The organism is Kitasatospora sp. NE20-6 (genome assembly GCF_045862635.1).
The window spans coordinates 1-18,956 of sequence record NZ_BPRL01000034.1 but is presented as its reverse complement, the minus strand read 5'-3'; the positions used below and the strand labels follow the sequence as shown (position 1 = coordinate 18,956).

Sequence of the window (18,956 nt, the reverse complement as noted above, 5' to 3'; positions counted from 1 at the left end):
CGGTCAGGCCGCGACCACGTCCATGGCGGCGGCCTTGGGCACCGTGGCACCGGCCCGGTCGCCGGGCGACTGCAGCGGCACCGGTTCGAGCACCGGCCTCAGGAGATCACCCTCGGAGAGGGTGGCCATCGCCGCAAGTTCGGCGAGCGACAGCTCGTCGCTGACCTCGCGCATGACCTCGGACATCCGGACGTCGAGTGCGTCGCAGATGGCGGAGAGCAGCTCGGAGGACGCCTCCTTCTGCCCCCGCTCCACCTCGGAGAGGTAGCCGAGTGAAACCCTGGCGGCCGCCGACACCTCGCGGAGTGTGCGGCCCTGGCGCTGGCGCTGCCGACGCAGCACATCGCCCAGCAGGCGACGGAGCAGGATCATCGGTGCCTCCCTCCTCGGACTGCGGATCGAGATGTCACGACCCCACCGTACCGCCTCGTCCGCATCGCGTGCGGGGACCGTGGTCGTGTTCACTCTGGGCTGCAAGGCTGTCCCCTCCCGTTCTGGGCCCCACCCGGGCCGTCGTCGCGCCCCTCGGGCGCCCCCGGCCCCGGTGCGCGGCTGGTCGGCTTCCTGTGTTCTGCCCGCCGCGGGGTGGTGATGTAACACGATCCTCCAGCTCGGGCCGTGAGTTCAGCGATTTCAGGAAAGCTCAGCGCGGACGCCCGCGACTCGCTAGGTGCCCGAGGAGCAGTTCCAGGGCCTCGGTGACGGTCGCCGCGCGGATGACGGTGCGTTGCCCGGACAACACCGGGGAGACCGCCGCTGTTCCGTCCGGGCCGGCGAATCCGACGTGCACGGTGCCCACCGGCAGCCCGTCCTGCGGGTCAGGCCCGGCCACCCCCGTGGTCGCGATCCCGTACGTCGCGCCGAGCAGCCTCCTGGCCCCCTCGGCCATCTGCCGTGCCACGACGGGGTGCACGGGGCCGTGGACGGCGAGCAGCCCCTCGTCGACGCCGAGCACGGTGGCCTTCAGCTCGGTGGCGTAGGCCGTGACGGACCCGCGGAAGGTCGCCGAGGCCCCGGGGACGTCCACCAGGGCGGCGGCGAGCAGCCCGCCGGTGAGCGACTCGGCGACCGCCACCGTGGCGCCCTGCTCCCGCAGGGCGGCGTGCACCTCCTCCGCGAGCACCCGGTCGTCCACCCGGTCGTTCACCCGGTCGTTCCCCCGCCGGCCGTCCGCTTCCGGGCGAGGCCCTCGCGGCGCAGCCGCAGCGCCTGGCCGACGTAGTCGAGGCCGGTGGCGACGGTCAGCAGCACGGCGGCGCCCATCACCACGGCGCGGGCGGTGGCGAGCGGACCGGTCAGCACCAGCACGTACATGCCGACGGCGATGCCCTGGGTGAGCGTCTTCAGCTTGCCGCCGCGGCTGGCCGGGATGACGGCGTAGCGGATCACCCAGAAGCGCATCAGCGTGACGCCGAGCTCGCGGGCCAGGATGACGACGGTGATCCACCAGGGCAGGTCGCCGAGCACGGACAGGCCGATGAGGGCCGCGCCCATGATCGCCTTGTCGGCGATCGGGTCGGCGATCTTGCCGAAGTCGGTGATCAGGCCCTTGCGCCGGGCGAGCTCGCCGTCGAAGACGTCGGTGATCATCGCGACGGCGAAGGTGGCCCACGCCACCGCCCGCCACTTGGGGTCGTGGCCGCCGTCGGCGAAGAGCAGCACCACGAACACCGGCACCAGCAGCAGCCGGAGCATCGTCAGGATGTTGGCGATGTTCCAGACCCCGGGCTGCGGGGGCTGTGCGGCCCCCGGGCGGCCGGGGCGGGCCGCGGCGGGGGCACCGGGCCCCTGGGTCATGCGTCCGCTCCCGGGGTGGCTTCCGGCTCCGCGGCCACGGCCTCGGCGACGAGGTCGACGCCCTCGGTCCCGACGACCACGGCGCGGTAGTACCGGCCGACCTCGGCGTCGTCCGCGCCGAGCAGGGTCGTGAGGCCGTCGGTCTCGGGCGCCTGGTGGGCGGCGCGGCCCTCGACCGTGCCGTCCTCCACGGACTCGACGAGCACGAGCACCTCGGTGCCGATCCGCTCCTCGGCGCGCTGCGCGGTGAGCTCCTCGGCGAGACGGGAGAGGCGGGAGAGGCGGTCGGCGACGACGTCGTCCGGCAGCTTGCCGTCGAGGGTCGCGGCCTCGGTGCCGTCCTCGTCGGAGTACCCGAAGACGCCGATCGCGTCGAGGCGGGCGTGCGAGACGAAGCGCTCCAGCTCGGCGTAGTCCTCCTCGGTCTCACCGGGGAAGCCCACGATGAAGTTCGAGCGGGCACCGGCCTCCGGGGCCTTGCCGCGGATGCCCGCGAGCAGCTCCAGGAACTGGTCGGTGGAGCCGAAACGGCGCATCCGGCGGAGCACCGCGGGGGCCGAGTGCTGGAACGACAGGTCGAAGTACGGGACGACCTTGTCGGTCGAGGTCATCGCGTCGATCAGGCCCGGGCGCATCTCGGCGGGCTGCAGGTAGCTGACGCGGATCCGCTCGATGCCGTCGACGGCGGCGATCTCGCCCAGCAGCGTCTCCAGCAGCCGGATGTCGCCGAGGTCCTTGCCGTACGAGGTGTTGTTCTCGCTGACCAGGACGACCTCGGTGACGCCCTCGCCGGCGAGCCAGCGGGCCTCGTTGAGGACGTCCGAGGGGCGGCGGGAGACGAAGGACCCGCGGAAGGCCGGGATGGCGCAGAACGAGCACCGGCGGTCGCAGCCGGAGGCGAGCTTGATCGAGGCGACCGGGCTGTCGTCGAGGCGCTTGCGGAGCGTCCGCGGGCCGGAGGCGGGGGCGAGGCCGTCGGGGAGGTCCGCGGGGGCACCGTGGCCCGGGAGCGCGACCTCGGCGGCGGCGGCCTGCCGCTCGACCGGGGTCAGCGGCAGCAGGGTGCGGCGGTCGCGCGGCGTGTGGGCCTCGACGTGGCCGCCGGAGAGGATCGTCTGCAGCCGGGTCGAGATGTCGGAGTAGTCGTCGAAGCCGAGCACGCCGTCGGCCTCGGGCAGCGCCTCGGCGAGCTCCTTGCCGTAGCGCTCGGCCATGCAGCCGACCGCGACGACGGCCTGCGTGCGGCCGTGGCCCTTGAGGTCGTTGGCCTCCAGCAGGGCGTCGACGGAGTCCTTCTTGGCGGCTTCCACGAACCCGCAGGTGTTGACGACGGCGACGTCGGCGTCGGCGGCGTCGTCGACCAGGAGCCAGCCGTCCGCCTCCAGTCGCCCGGCGAGTTCCTCGGAGTCCACCTCGTTGCGGGCGCATCCGAGCGTGACAAGGGCGACAGTACGGCGTTCAGGCATGACGCCAAGATTAACGCGCGGCCCCCGGTGCCGTTCGCCCCGGAGGCCGCGCGCGTTGTCCGAAGGCCCGGACTCAGCCTGCCTGGGGGTCTCCAGGGGTGTACGTGACGTGCACCACCTGGCCGTCCGCACCCGCCGGACCGAGGTCCTTGCCGTTGACGTACACGTGCACGGCGCCCGCGTTGCCGATCACCAGGCTGATCTGCTTGCCGTCGGTGAACGTCTGGTCCTGGCCGGATTCGAGGTTGTTGGAGAAGATCGTCCTGTTCTTGCCGTCCTTCGCGGACACCCAGCTCGTGGCCTTCTCGGCGACGAGCTTCACGGTGACCTTGTCGGCCGGGGCCGCCGCGATCGGCGCCAGGCTGGGGGCCGGGGCCGGCGGCTGGGCGGACGGCGAGGCGGCGGCCGGGCCCGGGGCGTCCGCGAGCGGGGAGCTGGCGGTGCCCGCGGCGGGCTGGCCGGAGCCGCCGCCGACCAGGTTGAAGCCGATCAGCGCGACGACGGCGACGATGGCCACGACCATCGGCGTGGTCCAGTTCGGCCGGCGGTGGTCGTTGACCTTGATCGGGGTGGGGTCCATCAGCGGGGTGGGCCGGCGGTCGGCGGGGGCGCCGCCGTGCGCGGCGTCGTACCGGGCGACCAGCTCGTCGGCGTCGGCCCCGACGGCCTTGGCGAGGAGCCGGACGTGGCCCCGGGCGTAGAAGTCTCCGCCGCAGCGGCTGAAGTCGTCCTGCTCGACGGCGTGCACGATCGGCACGCGGATGCGGGTCGTCGAACTCACCTGATCGACGGTCAGTCCGGCGTCGATCCGGGCGACGGTGAGCACACGTCCGATGGACGGGAGGTCGGTGGCGGGCTGGTCTGCCGGCGCCGGCTGTCCCGAAGCGTTCCGGGACGTGCGGGCTGAGGGCCGGCGGCTGCCTCGGTCGGGGGACTTGCCGATGGTCACTGGACGCGCCTTTCGAGCGTTGGCCACCTGCTGAGAAGACAGTCTAGGGGCGGGGGTGGAACGTTTCTCAAGCGGAACAGGCCCGAACGTGGGCGGCCGCCCGACCCTGCCTGACGGCGGATCAGCGCAGGCCGGGGCGATGGTTCGCCTCCGCCCCGAAGGGGACGTGCCGGGTGCCCGGCGTGGTTCCCTTACCTATCACATTCCACCGAACGGGTGAGAGGCGGCTACCCACGGAGTGTCAGGAGCACACTGTCCAGTTCATCGGGTTTCACGAGGACGTCCCGGGCCTTGGAGCCCTCGCTGGGCCCGACGATCCCCCGGGACTCCATGAGGTCCATCAGCCGTCCGGCCTTGGCGAAGCCCACCCGGAGCTTGCGCTGGAGCATCGACGTGGAGCCGAACTGCGTGGAGACCACCAGCTCGGCCGCCTGGATCAGCAGATCCATGTCGTCGCCGATCTCCTCGTCGATCTCCTTCTTCGGACCGCCGCCGACCGAGACGTCGTCGCGGTAGACGGCCGACATCTGGTCCTTGCAGTGCTGCACGATCCGGGCGATCTCCGCCTCGGTGACGAAGGCGCCCTGCATCCGGACCGGCTTCGAGGCACCCATCGGCAGGAACAGCGCATCGCCCTTGCCGATGAGCTTCTCCGCGCCGGGCTGGTCGAGGATGACCCGGGAGTCGGCCATCGCCGAGGTGGCGAACGCCAGCCGGGACGGCACGTTCGCCTTGATGAGGCCGGTCACGACGTCCACGGAGGGCCGCTGGGTGGCCAGCACCAGGTGGATGCCGGCCGCGCGGGCCAGCTGGGTGATGCGCACGACGGAGTCCTCGACGTCCCGCGGGGCGACCATCATGAGGTCGGCCAGCTCGTCGACGATCACCAGCAGGTACGGGTAGGGCGTCAGCTCGCGCTCGCTGCCGAGCGGCGGTACGACCGTCCCGGCCCGCACGGCGGCGTTGAAGTCGTCCACGTGCCGGAAGCCGAACGCCGCGAGGTCGTCGTAGCGCATGTCCATCTCGCGCACGACCCACTGGAGGGCCTCGGCGGCCTTCTTCGGGTTGGTGATGATCGGCGTGATCAGGTGCGGGATGCCCTCGTACGCGGTCAGCTCGACGCGCTTGGGGTCGACCAGCACCATCCGGACCTCGTCCGGGGTGGAACGGACCAGCACCGAGGTGATCAGGCAGTTGATGCACGAGGACTTGCCCGCACCGGTCGCGCCGGCGACCAGGACGTGCGGCATCTTCGCGAGGTTGGCCATCACGGTGTGGCCCTCGACGTCCTTGCCCATGCCGACGACCATCGGGTGGTCGTCGTCGGAGGCGCTGCGCGAGCGCAGGAGGTCGCCGAGGGTGACCATCTCGCGGTCCCGGTTGGGGATCTCCACGCCGACCGCGGACTTGCCGGGGATCGGGCTGATGATCCGCACGTCGGGGCTGGCGACGGCGTACGCGATGTTCCTGGCGAGGGCGGTGATCCGCTCGACCTTGACCGCCGGGCCCAGCTCGACCTCGTAGCGGGTGACCGTCGGGCCGCGGGTGAAGCCGGTGACGCGGGCGTCCACCTTGAACTCCGCGAAGACGGCGCTGAGCTGGGCGGCGACCTCGTCGTTGAGCCGGGACCTGGCCTTGGCCGGGGGGCCCTGCTCCAGCAGGTCGAGCGGCGGCAGGCTGTAGGTGACGTCGCCGGCCAGCCGCAGCTGCTCCATCCGCACCGGCGCCGGACCGTGGCCGCCCGGGGCCCCGGCGGACCGGGCGGCCGGCACGGCCGGCTCCTCCGGCGGCGCCGTGTTGTCCTGCACCTGGTGCATCATGCTGGCGACCGCGGGCGAGCCCGGCACTCCGTACAGCAGGGCGCCGTCCAGGTCGGCGGCGACGCCGGCCGCGATGTCGCGGGTCTCGTACGGGTCCTTCACGAACATGTCGGGGAGGGCCGAGCCGAGCTCCGGCTCGTCGACCTTCTTGTGGCGGCGGCGCCGCCGCGAGCGGCCGGACTCGTCGTCCCGGCCCTCGATCGTGAAGGGCAGCGCCTCCGGGTCGGCGTCCTCGGGGGGTTCGGAGGAGAACTCGCGGGCCGCCCCGGGGGCGTCCGCGCCGGCCCCGCCCGCGAACGCCGGCTCGACCACGCCGAGCCGCACGCCCACCTGGCGCAGGCGCTCCGGGATCTTGTTGACCGGCGTGGCGGTGACGACCAGCAGCCCGAAGAACGCGAGGAGGAGCAGCAGCGGCACCGCGAGCGGCGGGCCCGCCGCGGCCATCATGGGGGTGGACGCGCCCCAGCCGACGATCCCGCCCGCGGCCCGTATCCGGGTCGCCCCGCTCGACATGACGGGGGCTCCGCAGCCGATGTGGACCAGGCCGAGCACACCGATCACCAGGGCGGTCAGGCCGATCACGATCCGGCCGTTGGCCTCCGGCACCTCGGGGTGGCGCATCAGCCGTACGGCGACCGCGCCGAGGAGGAACGGCACCAGGACGTCCAGGCGGCCGAAGAGTCCGGACACGACGTTCGTCGCGGCGCCGCCGAGCCAGCCCTGCGGGCTGAACCACGTGCCGGCGGCGGTGACCAGCGCGAGCGCGAACAGCAGCAGCCCCAGGCCGTCCTTCCGGTGCGCCGGGTCGAGGTTCCTCGCGCCGTGGCCGAACCCGCGGAACAGCGCCCCGACGGAGTGCGCGAGGCCGAGCCAGACCGCCCGCACGGCGCGGAAGAGTATCGGCCGCGGCGGGGGCGGGGGCGGCGCGGCGGCCTTCTTCGTGGACGCCTTCTTCGCCGCGGCCGCCTTGCGCGGGACGGCGGGCGCGGCGGCGGCCTTCCCGGCCGGCGCCTTCTTGGCCGGCCCGGGCTTCGGGTTGCGTGCCTGGCTTCCGGGCGTACGTGTGGCCATGGCTCAGCAGCCTACCGGCGGGCGGCACTCCAGCACATGTGACCGAGCGCGGCGGCGGGGGGCGTGTCGCCGGTACCCGCCGCGGACGGCCCGCGGGGGCGGGGCCGACGCGGTGTCAGGACCGGCTCAGGACGAGCCGGGGCGCAGCGCGTCGAGGGCCCGGCGCAGACCGGCGAGCTTGCGCTCCAGGTGCGCGGCGCCCGCGGCGGCCGCGGGGTCCGAGGAGCCGTCGAGCTGCTTCGCGAGCGCCTCCGCCTGCTCCTCGACGCTGGCCAGCCGGGCCGACAGCTCGCCGAGCAGTGCGCCGCCGAGCGCGGGCGCCTCGCCGGCCTCCAGCTGCAGGCGCAGCAGTGCCGCCTGCTCCTTGAGCTGGCAGTTCTTCATGTAGAGGTCGACGAAGACCGACACCTTGGCGCGCAGCACCCACGGGTCGAACGGCTTGGAGATGTAGTCCACCGCGCCGGCCGCGTAGCCGCGGAAGGTGTGGTGCGGGCCGTGGTTGATCGCGGTGAGGAAGATGATCGGGATGTCACGGGTGCGCTCGCGGCGCTTGATGTGGGCGGCCGTCTCGAAGCCGTCCATGCCCGGCATCTGGACGTCCAGGAGGATCACCGCGAAGTCGTCGGTGAGCAGCGCCTTCAGCGCCTCCTCGCCGGACGAGGCACGCACCAGGGTCTGGTCCAACGCGGACAGGATGGCCTCCAGGGCAAGGAGGTTCTCCGGCCGATCGTCGACCAGAAGGATCTTCGCCTTCTGCACCAGGACCCGCCCTCCTGCCGGTTGCCTGCCCAGGGCGGGCACCTGCGTGCCGCCCGCTACTGACCCGGTCATGCTAGCCGTACCCCCTCGCCCGTCACATCGCTCCCGGCGATCCGGGGCCGGACCGCCGCCGCTGCGGGGTCGACGGAGCCGCCGGCCGGGGACTCGGCGTCACCGTCCGGTCACCGTTCGCAACGATTGCGGCACCCTACCGGGTTCCCGACCGGACTCGCCAGTGCGGGCCGTCCGGTGGACCTGGCGGCTACCCGACCGTCAGCCAGTGGCGCATGACCGCCAGCAGATGGTCGGTCTCGACCGGCTTGGTGACGTGGTCGTTCGCCCCGGCCTCCAGGCTCTTCTCCTTGTCGCCCTTCATGGCCTTCGCGGTCAGCGCGATGATCGGCAGCCCCGAGAACTGCGGCATCCGCCGGATCGCCTCCGTGGTCGCGTAGCCGTCCATCTCGGGCATCATGATGTCCATCAGCACCAGGGAGACGTCCTCGTGCTGCTCCAGCACCTCGATGCCCTCGCGGCCGTTCTCCGCGTACAGCACCGCCAGGCCGTACTCCTCCAGCACGCTGGTCAGCGCGAAGACGTTGCGGATGTCGTCGTCGACGATCAGCACCCGCTGGCCCTCGAAGCGGCCCTGGAACTGCGCCGCCCGGCCCGGCCGGTCGGCCGCCTGCACGGGCTGCCGCGGGAACTGCTCCTGGCCCGCGGCGAACGGCTCGGCCGCGACCGCACGGGCCTGCTGCGGCCGTCCCTCCGCCGCCCGGCGGCGCTCTGCGGCGCCCCTGCGGCGCTCCTCGGCCAGTTCGCGCACCTCCTGCGCCCAGTGCTCGGCCGGGTTCTCGCCGACCGGCACGGGGAGGCCCACCGGCGTGAACCCGACCGCGGCGCGCGCACCCGGTCCGGCGAGGCGGTCGGGCGCGGCCTCCGGGCCCTCGGTCCGCAGCGGGAGGTACAGCGTGAAGGTGGAGCCGTCGTCGAGCTCGCTCTCGGCGTGGATCTCGCCGCCGAGCAGTCGGGCGATCTCCCGGCTGATCGACAGGCCCAGGCCCGTGCCGCCGTACTTGCGGCTGGTGCCGCCGTCGGCCTGCCGGAACGGCTCGAAGATCTCCCGCAGCTTGTTGCCGGGGATGCCGATGCCCGTGTCGGAGACGGAGAAGGCGATCAGCTGCTCGTCCGGGTCACCGATGGCCCCGGCCTCCAGCAGCTGCTCGCGGACGTGCTGGGGGACGTCCGCGTCGGTGACCGGCCGGATCAGCAGGTCGACCGCGCCGGCGTCGGTGAACTTCACCGCGTTGGAGAGCAGGTTGCGCAGCACCTGCTGGAGCCGCTGCTCGTCCGTGTGCAGGGTCGCCGGGAGTTCGTCGGAGACCCGCACCGCGAAGTCGAGGTTCTTGTCCGCGGCGAGCGGCCGGAACGCGGCCTCCACGTAGTCGACCAGCTGCACCAGGGCGATCCGGGCCGGACGGACGTCCATCTTGCCCGCCTCGACCTTGGACAGGTCGAGGATGTCGTTGATGAGCTGGAGGAGGTCCGAACCGGCGCCGTGGATGGTCTCGGCGAACTCGACCTGCTTGGGCGAGAGGTTGCCCTCGTTGTTGTCGGAGAGCAGCTTGGCGAGGATCAGCAGCGAGTTGAGCGGGGTGCGCAGCTCGTGCGACATGTTGGCGAGGAACTCGCTCTTGTAGCGGGAGGCGAGGGCCAGCTGCTCGGCGCGCTCCTCCAGGATCTGCCGGGCCTCCTCGATCTCGCTGTTCTTGATCTCGATGTCGCGGTTCTGCTGGGCGAGCTGCTCGGCCTTCTCCTGCAGTTCCTCGTTGGTGCGCTCCAGCTCCTCCTGCCGCGCCTCCAGCTCGGCGGAGCGCATGGAGAGTTCGGCGGTCAGCCGCTGCGACTCCAGCAGCAGGCCCTCGGTCTTGGTGTTGACGCTGATGGTGTTGACCGTCACGCCGATCAGGTCGGCGATCTGGTTGAGGAAGTCCAGGGCGACCGCCGTGAACGAGCTGAACGTCGCCAGCTCGATCACCCCGAGCAGCCGGCCCTCGAACAGCACCGGCAGCACCACCACGTGCGCGGGCGACGCCTCGCCGAGCCCGGAGGCGATCTTCAGGTAGCCGGGCGGGGTCTGGCTGACCACGATCGACCGCCGCTCCACCGCGACCTGCCCGACCAGCCCCTCACCCGGCCGGAACGTCGTGGGCATCGTGCGCCGCTGGTAGCCGTAACTGCCGATCAGGCGCAGCACGGTGTCGTTCTCGTCGTCGTCCTCGGTGACCAGCTCGGCCGTCCGGCCGGACGGCTGCGCCAGGAAGAACGCGCCGTGCTGGGCGGAGACCACCGGTGTCAGCTCGGTCATGATGAGCGCGGCGACCGCCTCCAGATCGCGGCGGCCCTGCAGCAGGCCGGACATCCGGGCCAGGTTGGTCTTCAGCCAGTCCTGGTCCTTGTTGGTGCGGGTGGTCTCGCGGAGGTTCGCGATCATCTGGTTGATGTTGTCCTTGAGCTCGTCGAGCTCGCCGGACGCGTCCACGTCGATCCGCGGGGAGAGGTCGCCGCGGGTCACCGCGGTGGCGACCTGGGCGATCGCACGCACCTGCCGGGTCAGGTTGTTGGCCAGCTCGTTCACCGACTCGGTGAGGTCCTGCCAGCGGCCGGCCACGCCGGGGACGCGGGCCTGGCCGCCGAGCCGTCCGTCGGTGCCCACCTCGCGGGCCACGCGGGTCACCTCGTCGGAGAACGCGCCGAGCTGGTCGACCATCGTGTTGATGCTGGTCTTCAGCTCCAGGATCTCGCCGCGCGCGTCGACGTCGATCTTCTGCGACAGGTCGCCGCGGGCGACCGCCGTGATGACCAGGGCGATGTTGCGGACCTGGCCGGTGAGGTTGTTGGCCATCAGGTTGACGTTGTCGGTCAGGTCCTTCCAGATGCCCGCGACGCCCGGCACGGACGCCTGGCCGCCCAGGGTGCCGTCGGTGCCCACCTCACGGGCCACCCGGGTCACCTCGACGGCGAACGCCGACAGCTGGTCGACCATCGTGTTGAGGGTGCTGGCGAGCGCCTTGACCTCGCCCTGCGCCTCGATGGTGATCTTCTTCGACAGGTCTCCGCTGGCCACCGCCGAGGCCACCTCGGCGATGTTGCGGACCTGGCTCGTCAGGTTCGACGCCATGAAGTTCACGTTGTCGGTCAGGTCGCGCCAGATGCCCGAGACGCCGCGCACCCGCGCCTGACCGCCCAGGATGCCCTCGGTGCCCACCTCACGGGCCACCCGCGTGACCTCGTCCGCGAACGCCGACAGCTGGTCGACCATCGTGTTGACGGTGGTGACCAGCTCGCGGATCTCGCCCTTCGCGTCGACGGTGATCTTCTTCGACACGTCGCCGCGGGCCACCGCGGTGGTCACCTCGGCGATGTTCCGCACCTGGCTGGTCAGGTTGTTGGCCATCAGGTTCACGCTGTTGGTGAGGTCCTGCCAGGTGCCGGAGACACCCGGCACGGACGCCTGGCCGCCCAGGATGCCCTCGGTGCCGACGTCCCGGGCGACCCGGGTCACCTCCGCCGCGAACGCCCCGAGCTGGTCGACCATCGTGTTGATGGTGTTCTTGAGCTCCAGGATCTCGCCGCGCGCGTCGACCTGGATCTTCTGCGACAGGTCGCCCTTGGCGACCGCCGTCGTCACCTGCGCGATGTTGCGCACCTGGCTCGTCAGGTTGTTCGCCATCGAGTTGACGTTCTCGGTGAGGTCCTTCCAGACCCCGGCCACGCCCGGCACCTGCGCCTGGCCGCCCAGGATGCCCTCGGTGCCCACCGCGCGCGCCACCCGCGTCACCTGCTCGGCGAAGCCGGACAGCTGGTCGACCATCGTGTTGATGGTGTTCTTCAGCTCCAGGATCTCGCCGCGCGCGTCGACCTCGATCTTGCGCGACAGGTCGCCCTTGGCGACCGCCGTCGTCACCTCCGCGATGTTCCGCACCTGCGCGGTGAGGTTCGCCGCCATGAAGTTCACCGAGTCGGTGAGGTCGCGCCACACCCCGGCCACGCCCGGCACCTGCGCCTGACCGCCCAGCCGGCCCTCGGTGCCCACGTCGCGCGCGACCGTCGTCACCTGCGCGGCGAACGAGTTGAGCTGGTCGACCATCGTGTTGACGGTGACCTTCAGCTCCAGCATCTCGCCGGCGACGTCCACCGTGACCTTGCGCGACAGGTCGCCCTTGGCGACCGCCGTCGTCACCTCGGCGATGTTCCGCACCTGCGCCGTCAGCCGCCCGGCCATGGTGTTGACCGAGTCCGCCAGGTCCTTCCAGCTGCCCGAGACGCTCCGCACCCGGGCCTGCCCGCCCAGCTTGCCGTCGGTGCCCACCTCGATGGCCACCCGGGTCACCTCGTCGGTGAACTCCGACAGCTGGTCCACCAGCCCGTTGACGGTGCGGCCCACCTTCAGGAACTCGCCCCGCAGCGGGTAGCTCGCCCCGTTGGTGTGGATCGACCGCAGCTCCATCCGCTGGTCGAGGTCACCCTCCGCGATCGACCCGAGCACCCGGCCCACCTCGGCCATCGGGCGCGCCAGGTCGTCGATCAGCGCGTTGCAGTTGTCGATCGCCGCCATCCAGGCGCCCTCGCCGACACCCGTCTCCAGGCGCTCCGACAGCCGCCCCTCCCGGCCGACCGCCCGCCGCACCCTCGCCAGCTCACCGGTGAGGTGCTGGTTGCGCTCCGCGACCTCGTTGAAGACCGCCGCGATCTCCGCGAGCGGGCCGTCCCCCGGAACGGTCAGCCGCCGCCGGACGTTGCCGTCCCGCATGGCGGTCAGCGCCGCCAGCAGCTTGCGCAGGTCGGCGGGCTCGGCACCGCGGCCGTACCCTCCGGCCCGGCGCCCGGGCACCCCGCGCGCCCGGCTGCCGGCATGGGTCGCTTCCCCGGTCGTGGCGATGGCGTCCTTGGTGGCCGAACTCAACGGGGGCCCTCCCACATCGTTACTGTGCGGTACCGCTTCAGTACCGTTCGGGAGCGGTACGGCGGCCGTCCCGGCCACCGGCACCGCTTCGACCGTACTTCGCCGGCCGGGTGCTGCGGACCCCCCAGTCTGTCAGCACCTGCGGCCGGTGTCCGTCCGGTTGCACAGGGTTCACGCCACCCGCACCTCCTCCGTGGGCAGAATCACCCCCACGCGCCTGTTTCCGCTCCCCGGGCCCGCGGGGTACCAAGCGGAAAGTAGGGTGGAACGCTGCACCGGGCCCAGGGGGCACAACTCCCGTGAGCCGGGCAGCCGGACCAGAGCAGAGGAGACGTGGCACGTGGTCACTGCACGCGCAGCCGCCACCTTCGGACCGGTCGACCGGTCCGCCGCCGCTGCGCGCGGCTTCGTCCGCGACGCACTCCTCGGCTGGGGGTTGCCGGAGGTCGTCGACGACGCCGTCATCCTCGTGAGTGAACTCGTCACCAACGCCGTGGTCCACGCCGGCACCTCCGCCGAGGTCGGCTGCATCCGCGAGCAGGAGACCGTCCGGATCGAGGTGACCGACCATCACCCCGAACGCGGCCTGCCCTCCTTCGTCAACGTCCCGACCGCCTCCGAGCGGTACGCCGACCCCGACGGCGAAGGCGGCCGCGGCCTCCTCATGTGCTCCGCCCTCTCCTCCTGCTGGGGCGTCGAGTACACCGCCGGCCGCAAGACCGTCTGGTTCCGGCTCGCCCTGCCCGAGCACGTCCTCGGCACCCGCTACGCCGTGCCGAGCCTGCCCGGCGGCGAACTCCCCGGCGCCGCGGGGCCCGTCCGCGTCGCCGTCGTCCAACTCGACGACGAGGGCACCGTCCGCGGCTGGAACGCCGACGCCGAATCCCTGCTGCGCCACACCGCCGACCAGGCCGTCGGACGCCCCTGGGCCGACCTCGCCGACTGGCCGCAGTCCCCCGGCACCGGACTCGGCCTCACCGAGACGCTCCGCCTCGCCCGCTGGGAGGGCAGCTACGGCGTCCGCACCGGCGACGGCCGCACCCTCGACGTGTACGGCGTCCAGGTCCGGCTGCGCGACACCCACGGCACCCCGTCCACCCTCTGCCTGCTGGTCGACGACGCCGACCGGGCCGTCCTGCGCACCCCCGGCACCACGCCCGAGACGCCGCCCTCCATCGAACCCCTCGACCTGCTGGTCGGCCCCGTCTCCGCGGGCGACCTCGGCGACATCGACGGACTCCTCCAGCGCATCGTCGACCGTGCCCGCGACCTCCTCGACGCGGACGCCGCCTACCTGCTCCTCACCACCGACGACGACACCGAGTTCGAGGTGCGCGCCGCCACCGGCCTGCCGACCGCCGGCCGCCGCTACGCCCGCCTGCCGATCGACGGCGGCGCCGGCCGCTACGACTCCGCGCGGCTGCCCGCCGTCCACGAGGACCTGGCCGTCCGCCCGTCCGCCGCGCCGCTGCTCAACGGCAGCGGACTGCGCTCCCTCATCACCGTACCGCTCAAGGTCGAGGGCCGACTCACCGGTTCCCTCGGCGTCGCCGCCGGCGCTCCCGCCCGCTACGACAACGAGGACGCGCTGCGCCTGCAGTTCGCCGCCGACCGCATCGCGCTGGCCCTGGAGAGCGCCCGGCTGACCGAGCTCGAACAGCTCCGCCGCGGCTCCCTCTCCTTCCTCGTCGAAGCCTCCGACCTGCTCGCCGGCACCCTCGAACACGAGCAGACCCTCGCCCTCATGGCCCAGATGGCCGTGCCGAAGCTCGCCACCTGGTGCGCCGTCTACACCACCGGCGAACAGGGCGGTGCCGCCGACCTCGCCTTCCTCCTGCACGAGGACGAGGACCGCATCGACCCGCTGCGCGACCTCCTCGACAAGACCGCGCCGCCCGCCGCCGGGCCCGCCGCCGGCGTCCGGTTCTGGAAGGCCCCCGCGGAGACCGCCCACAGCCTCGGCCTGGCCGACGGCCCCGCCCTCGCCGGGCTGCTCGGCGAGACCGTCGTCCTCCCGCTCGCCGCCCGCAACCGGGTCATCGGACTGCTCGTGCTCGGCGCCGCCGCCGGCGTCCGCTTCCGCCAGGAGATCCTCGAACTCGCCGAGGACCTCTCCCGCCGCGCCGCCCTCGCCCTCGACAACTCGCGCCTCTACTCGGAGCGCACCGCCACCAGCCAGGCCTTCCAGCGGGCCCTGCTGCCCCCGGAACTGCCCAAGATCCCCGGCGTCGACGTCGAGGTGTTCTACCAGGCGGCCGGCGAGGGCAACGAGGTCGGCGGCGACTTCTACGACATCTTCCCGATCCGCGAGGGCACGTACGGCTTCGCGATCGGCGACGTCTGCGGCACCGGCCCGGAGGCGGCCTCCGTGACGGGCCTCGCCCGCAACTCCCTCCGCCTGCTGGCCCGGGAGGGCCTCGACGCGCCCCAGGTGCTCACCCGCCTCAACGCCGCCATCCTCGGCGAGGGCACCCGGAGCCGCTTCCTCACCCTGCTGTACGGCGAGTTGACGCCCCGCCCGGACGGGTCGACCGCACTCTCCCTGGTCTGCGCCGGCCACCCGCTGCCGCTGCGGCTGCGCACCGACGGCAAGGTCGACCAGGCGGCGTCGCCGCAGCCGCTGCTCGGCGTCATGGAAGAACTCGACCTCGTCTCCGAGGAGTTGATCCTCTCACCGGGAGAGGTCCTGCTCTGCGTGACGGACGGCGTCACCGAACGCCGCGAAGGCCTGCGGATGCTCGGCGACGACGGCCTCGCCGAGGTGCTCACCGGGTGCACCGGGCTCACCGCCGGCGCGGTCGCCGCCCGCGTCCAGCGGGCGGTCGAACGGTTCGCCCCGGAGCCGCCCTCGGACGACATGGCGATCCTCACCCTCCGCGTGCCCGAGCAGCGCCACGGCTGACACCGCCACGGGCCGCCGTACGGAAGGTAGTCGGCCCCGGCGCCTGCACGGCGCCGTCCGCGCCACGGACCGCGGCAGCTCCGTGCGGCAGTGCGGCCTGCGCGCACCGGTCGGCCGCCCGGTCGACTGTCGCCACCGAACGGTCGGCGAGCGACGGATGGCGGCCCTGCACAGCTGACGACTGAACAAATTGTGGCATTCACAAGGGTACAAGGGCCTGCGGGCCGGGTACACCGTCATCACCGGGGACTCCCCCGGAGGGGCACCCGACCAGCGGCCCGACCGCCGGTCCTCACCCGCCGGCCTCCGCCCGCACGCACCGTCCGTGCGCCCGCGGTCCGGCATCGCGCAACCACCTGCCGCACCCACCGTGCACCGTCACGCACGTGTTCCGTGCGCCCTCACGCACCGCGCCCCCGGGCCGCGGTGCGCCCTCGACCCTTCACCGCCGCCATCCCGGCACCCAGTGAAAGGAGCCTCCGGTGAGCAACGACGCTACCGAGGCGAACGCCCGACCCGCAGGAGCCGACGCGGGTCCTCTCGGACACCTGGCCCTCGGACTGACCCTCCTCGCCTACGGTCTCCTCTCCACCGGCCTCCTCGACGGGGCCGGGGTCAAGGACGCCGTGTCGCTGGCCCACCTGGTCGGCGGCCTCACCCTCTTCGTCGCGGGCCTCTGGCAGCTCCGCGCCGGTGAGGTCTTCACCGGCACCGCCTTCACCTCCCTCGGCGCCTTCTGGGCCGTGTGGTCCGGTGCCGGCGGGGCAAGCAAGAACGCCGCCGGCCTGTTCCTGCTGCTCTGGGCCCTGCTCGCACTGAGCCTCACCCTCGCCGGCTGGAACGCCCACGGGCTGCTCGGCCGCGCCGTCTACGGCCTGTTCTCGGTCTCCCTCCTGCTCGGGGCCGTCGCCGCGTTCGCCGACAGCGGCGGGCTCGGCAAGGTCGCCGGCTGGGTCGCCGCGGCATCCGGCCTGGCCGCCTGGTACTGGGCGACCGCCACGCTGACCAACAGCGGCGGCGGGCTGAAGACCCTGCCGGTCAGGTAGCCCTCGGGACCGCCGGTGGGCCGGGCCTCACCCCCACGGGGCCCGGCCCACCGGCATGTCCGCAGCCGTCCGGCACGCGCCCGGTCGGCACGCGTCCGGTCTGCACGCATCCGGTCTGCACGCACCGGCACGGCCCGGGCCCGTACGGCAGGCGTCCGTGCGGCCTGTCGCGGGGCCTGGGAGGCCCGTCAGCGGCCCGCCGCGGCCCTGGCCGATCACGGTTGCGTCTACTTCGCCGCCGGGGCCGTACGCGATCGGGAGACTGGCCCGCATGACGCCGCCACGCCACCCTGCTCCGTCCGCTCCCCGGGCCGCCCTCCACCCGGTGCCGGCCGCACTGTCCGCCCTCCTCCTGGCCGCCGCCGCACTGACCGGGTGCACGGCCTCGGGGACGGGCGCCCGGACCACCGTGGTCTTCACCCCGGAACAGCCCCTCGACAAGCCCGTCCTGCAGCAGGCCGCCACGGTGCTGACCAGGCGCGCCGCCAGGATCGGCCTCAAGGACGTGAAGGCCCGGATCGGCAACGGCACCATCGAGGTCTCCGCCGCCGGCAGCGAGGGCGACCGGATCGCCGGGCTCGCCGCCGGGGCACTCCTCACGTTCAGGCCGGTCCAGGCCGTGGCCGACGCCGCCGACGGCACGACCGAGGGCACGGTGCCCGACGAGCTCCGGTCCGCGTTCGACACCCTGAAGTGCCCCGCGGACCTCCGGCCCGCCGCGCCGGCGAAGCCCACCGTCGCCTGCGGCAAGCAGCCGCGCACCCTCGCCGACCGCCGGTACGCCCTCGCCCCCTCCGCGATGCACGGCAACACTGTCGCCGGCGCCGAACTGAAGGACTCCACGGGCGACGGCACCGCCTGGATCGTCTCCGTCCGGTTCACGCCGGACGGCACGAAGGCGTTCACCGCCGTCACCACCGCACTCGCCGGACCCGGCGCCGCCACCGGCGAGCTCGCGATCACCCTCGACGGCCGGGTCGTGTCGAGCCTCGTCGTCGTCATGGCGATCACCGACCCGACCACCGACATCCACTTCTACGGCGACCGGGAGGCCGCCACGGAGGTCGCCGAACGCCTCTCCGACGGCAGCCTGCCGATGCCGATGCGGGTCTCCGCACCGAAGCCGGGCTGACGCGGGACCGGACCCGGAACCGGACGGAGCCCGGCCGGCCGGGGAGTCCTCACCGGCCGGCCGGGCTCCGGTCCGACTCCTTCTCCTGCGCGGCCGCGGCCGCGGCCGGCGTCAGCACGACGCCCGGCACCCCGCTCTGGCCCCGCCAGCCCGCCGCGGCGTGCTGCACCAGGTAGACCACGAGCAGCAGCGCCACGGCGACCGCGCCGTCCGCCCAGAAGTGGTTGGCGGTGACGACCACGACGACCACGGTCAGCACCGGGTGCAGCACCACCAGCCAGCGCCACGGGCCGCGTCCGATCACCACGACGGCCACCGCGACGATCACGCACCACGCGACGTGCACCGACGGCATCGCCGACAACTGGTCCGCGACCACGCCGGCCACGCCGCCGCCGTACACGGACTGGCCGTACTGCACCGCCAGGTCGACGAAGCCGTTCCCGGGCAGCATGCGCGGCGGGGCGACCGGGATGAACTGGATCAGCAGGCAGGCGGCGGTCGTCAGCACGACCGTCGTCCTGACCCACGCGTAGCTCTCCCGGTGCCGGAGGAAGAGCCAGAGAAGCAGCACCAGCATCACGCCGAAGTGCATGGTGGCGTAGTAGTAGTTGGCCCCCTGCACGAGCCAGGGATGCGGCACCACCGCGCGCTGCCAGGCCACCTCGTCGGGCAGGCCGAGCGCCAGCTCCGTCCGGTGGATCCACTCGGCACGGTCGAGCGCATGGGCGGTGCTCATCAGCGAGAGGTGCCCGACCATCTGCCAGAGCGCGAACAGGGCCAGCAGCGTCCCCGCCTCGCGCAGCAGCGCCGCCGGCAACGCCCGGCGCGTCCGCCCGGCGGCGTACGCCGAACCGAACAGCACCACGGACGTCACGGCCGAGGTCTGCCAGGTGAGGGTCAGGTTCTGCATTGGCGAAGGTTAACGCAGAGAAGCCCCCTCCCGGAAAGGGGAGGGGGCTTCTCTCGAAGAATTGTTCGGCGGCGTCCTACTCTCCCACAGGGTCCCCCCTGCAGTACCATCGGCGCTACGAGGCTTAGCTTCCGGGTT

Annotated in this window: 12 protein-coding genes and 1 rRNA gene; 3 read left to right on the top strand and 10 right to left on the bottom strand. The window is 72.9% G+C overall.

All coding sequences use genetic code 11. From position 1 onward, the window contains the following. Window positions 1-3: 3 nt before the first annotated feature. From SNE206_RS22590 to SNE206_RS22555, 8 genes are all read right to left on the bottom strand, one after another. On the bottom strand, window positions 4-372 hold the full coding sequence (locus SNE206_RS22590) for a helix-turn-helix domain-containing protein (protein WP_407915291.1): 369 nt from the start codon (window positions 370-372) through the stop codon (window positions 4-6). A gap of 271 nt (window positions 373-643) precedes the next feature. Continuing rightward, window positions 644-1,123 carry a CinA family protein gene (locus SNE206_RS22585; RefSeq protein WP_407915371.1) on the bottom strand — a complete coding sequence of 160 codons (480 nt, stop codon included), beginning with the start codon at window positions 1,121-1,123 and terminating at the stop codon, window positions 644-646. Window positions 1,124-1,143: 20 nt separating this feature from the next. Then, complete coding sequence (pgsA, locus tag SNE206_RS22580) at window positions 1,144-1,797, bottom strand: CDP-diacylglycerol--glycerol-3-phosphate 3-phosphatidyltransferase (RefSeq protein ID WP_407915290.1); 654 nt, start codon at window positions 1,795-1,797, stop codon at window positions 1,144-1,146. Further along, complete coding sequence (gene rimO / locus SNE206_RS22575) at window positions 1,794-3,263, bottom strand: 30S ribosomal protein S12 methylthiotransferase RimO (protein WP_407915289.1); 1,470 nt, start codon at window positions 3,261-3,263, stop codon at window positions 1,794-1,796. Before rimO ends, pgsA begins: the two co-directional genes overlap by 4 nt. 73 nt (window positions 3,264-3,336) lie before the next feature. Next, the gene (locus tag SNE206_RS22570) at window positions 3,337-4,089 is read right to left on the bottom strand and encodes a helix-turn-helix domain-containing protein (RefSeq protein ID WP_407915288.1); all 753 of its coding nucleotides are present in this window, start codon (window positions 4,087-4,089) and stop codon (window positions 3,337-3,339) included. A 350-nt stretch (window positions 4,090-4,439) separates the two neighbouring features. Beyond that, complete coding sequence (locus SNE206_RS22565; protein ID WP_407915287.1) at window positions 4,440-7,103, bottom strand: DNA translocase FtsK; 2,664 nt, start codon at window positions 7,101-7,103, stop codon at window positions 4,440-4,442. Window positions 7,104-7,229: 126 nt separating this feature from the next. Continuing rightward, window positions 7,230-7,865 carry a response regulator gene (locus tag SNE206_RS22560; RefSeq protein WP_407915370.1) on the bottom strand — a complete coding sequence of 212 codons (636 nt, stop codon included), beginning with the start codon at window positions 7,863-7,865 and terminating at the stop codon, window positions 7,230-7,232. Window positions 7,866-8,124: 259 nt separating this feature from the next. After that, on the bottom strand, window positions 8,125-12,753 hold the full coding sequence (locus SNE206_RS22555) for a HAMP domain-containing protein (protein ID WP_407915369.1): 4,629 nt from the start codon (window positions 12,751-12,753) through the stop codon (window positions 8,125-8,127). A gap of 412 nt (window positions 12,754-13,165) precedes the next feature. Here SNE206_RS22555 and SNE206_RS22550 point away from each other — a divergent pair, with 412 nt between their 5' ends. The 3 genes from SNE206_RS22550 to SNE206_RS22540 all read left to right on the top strand — a co-directional run bounded on the left by SNE206_RS22550 (window position 13,166) and on the right by SNE206_RS22540 (window position 17,905). Beyond that, window positions 13,166-15,727, top strand: coding sequence for a SpoIIE family protein phosphatase (locus tag SNE206_RS22550; RefSeq protein WP_407915286.1), 2,562 nt, complete (start codon window positions 13,166-13,168; stop codon window positions 15,725-15,727). Between the two features lie 482 nt (window positions 15,728-16,209). Further along, a complete protein-coding gene (locus SNE206_RS22545) occupies window positions 16,210-16,773 on the top strand; it encodes an acetate uptake transporter (RefSeq protein ID WP_407915285.1) in 564 nt (187 codons plus the stop codon). A gap of 271 nt (window positions 16,774-17,044) precedes the next feature. After that, entirely contained in the window at window positions 17,045-17,905 is an 861-nt protein-coding gene (locus SNE206_RS22540; protein ID WP_407915284.1) for a SecDF P1 head subdomain-containing protein, read from the top strand. Window positions 17,906-17,954: 49 nt separating this feature from the next. Here SNE206_RS22540 and SNE206_RS22535 read toward each other — a convergent pair whose 3' ends face one another. Beyond that, a complete protein-coding gene (locus SNE206_RS22535) occupies window positions 17,955-18,818 on the bottom strand; it encodes a phosphatase PAP2 family protein (protein ID WP_407915283.1) in 864 nt (287 codons plus the stop codon). Window positions 18,819-18,881: 63 nt separating this feature from the next. After that, a 5S ribosomal RNA gene (gene rrf, locus SNE206_RS22530) occupies window positions 18,882-18,956 on the bottom strand; the annotation flags it as partial.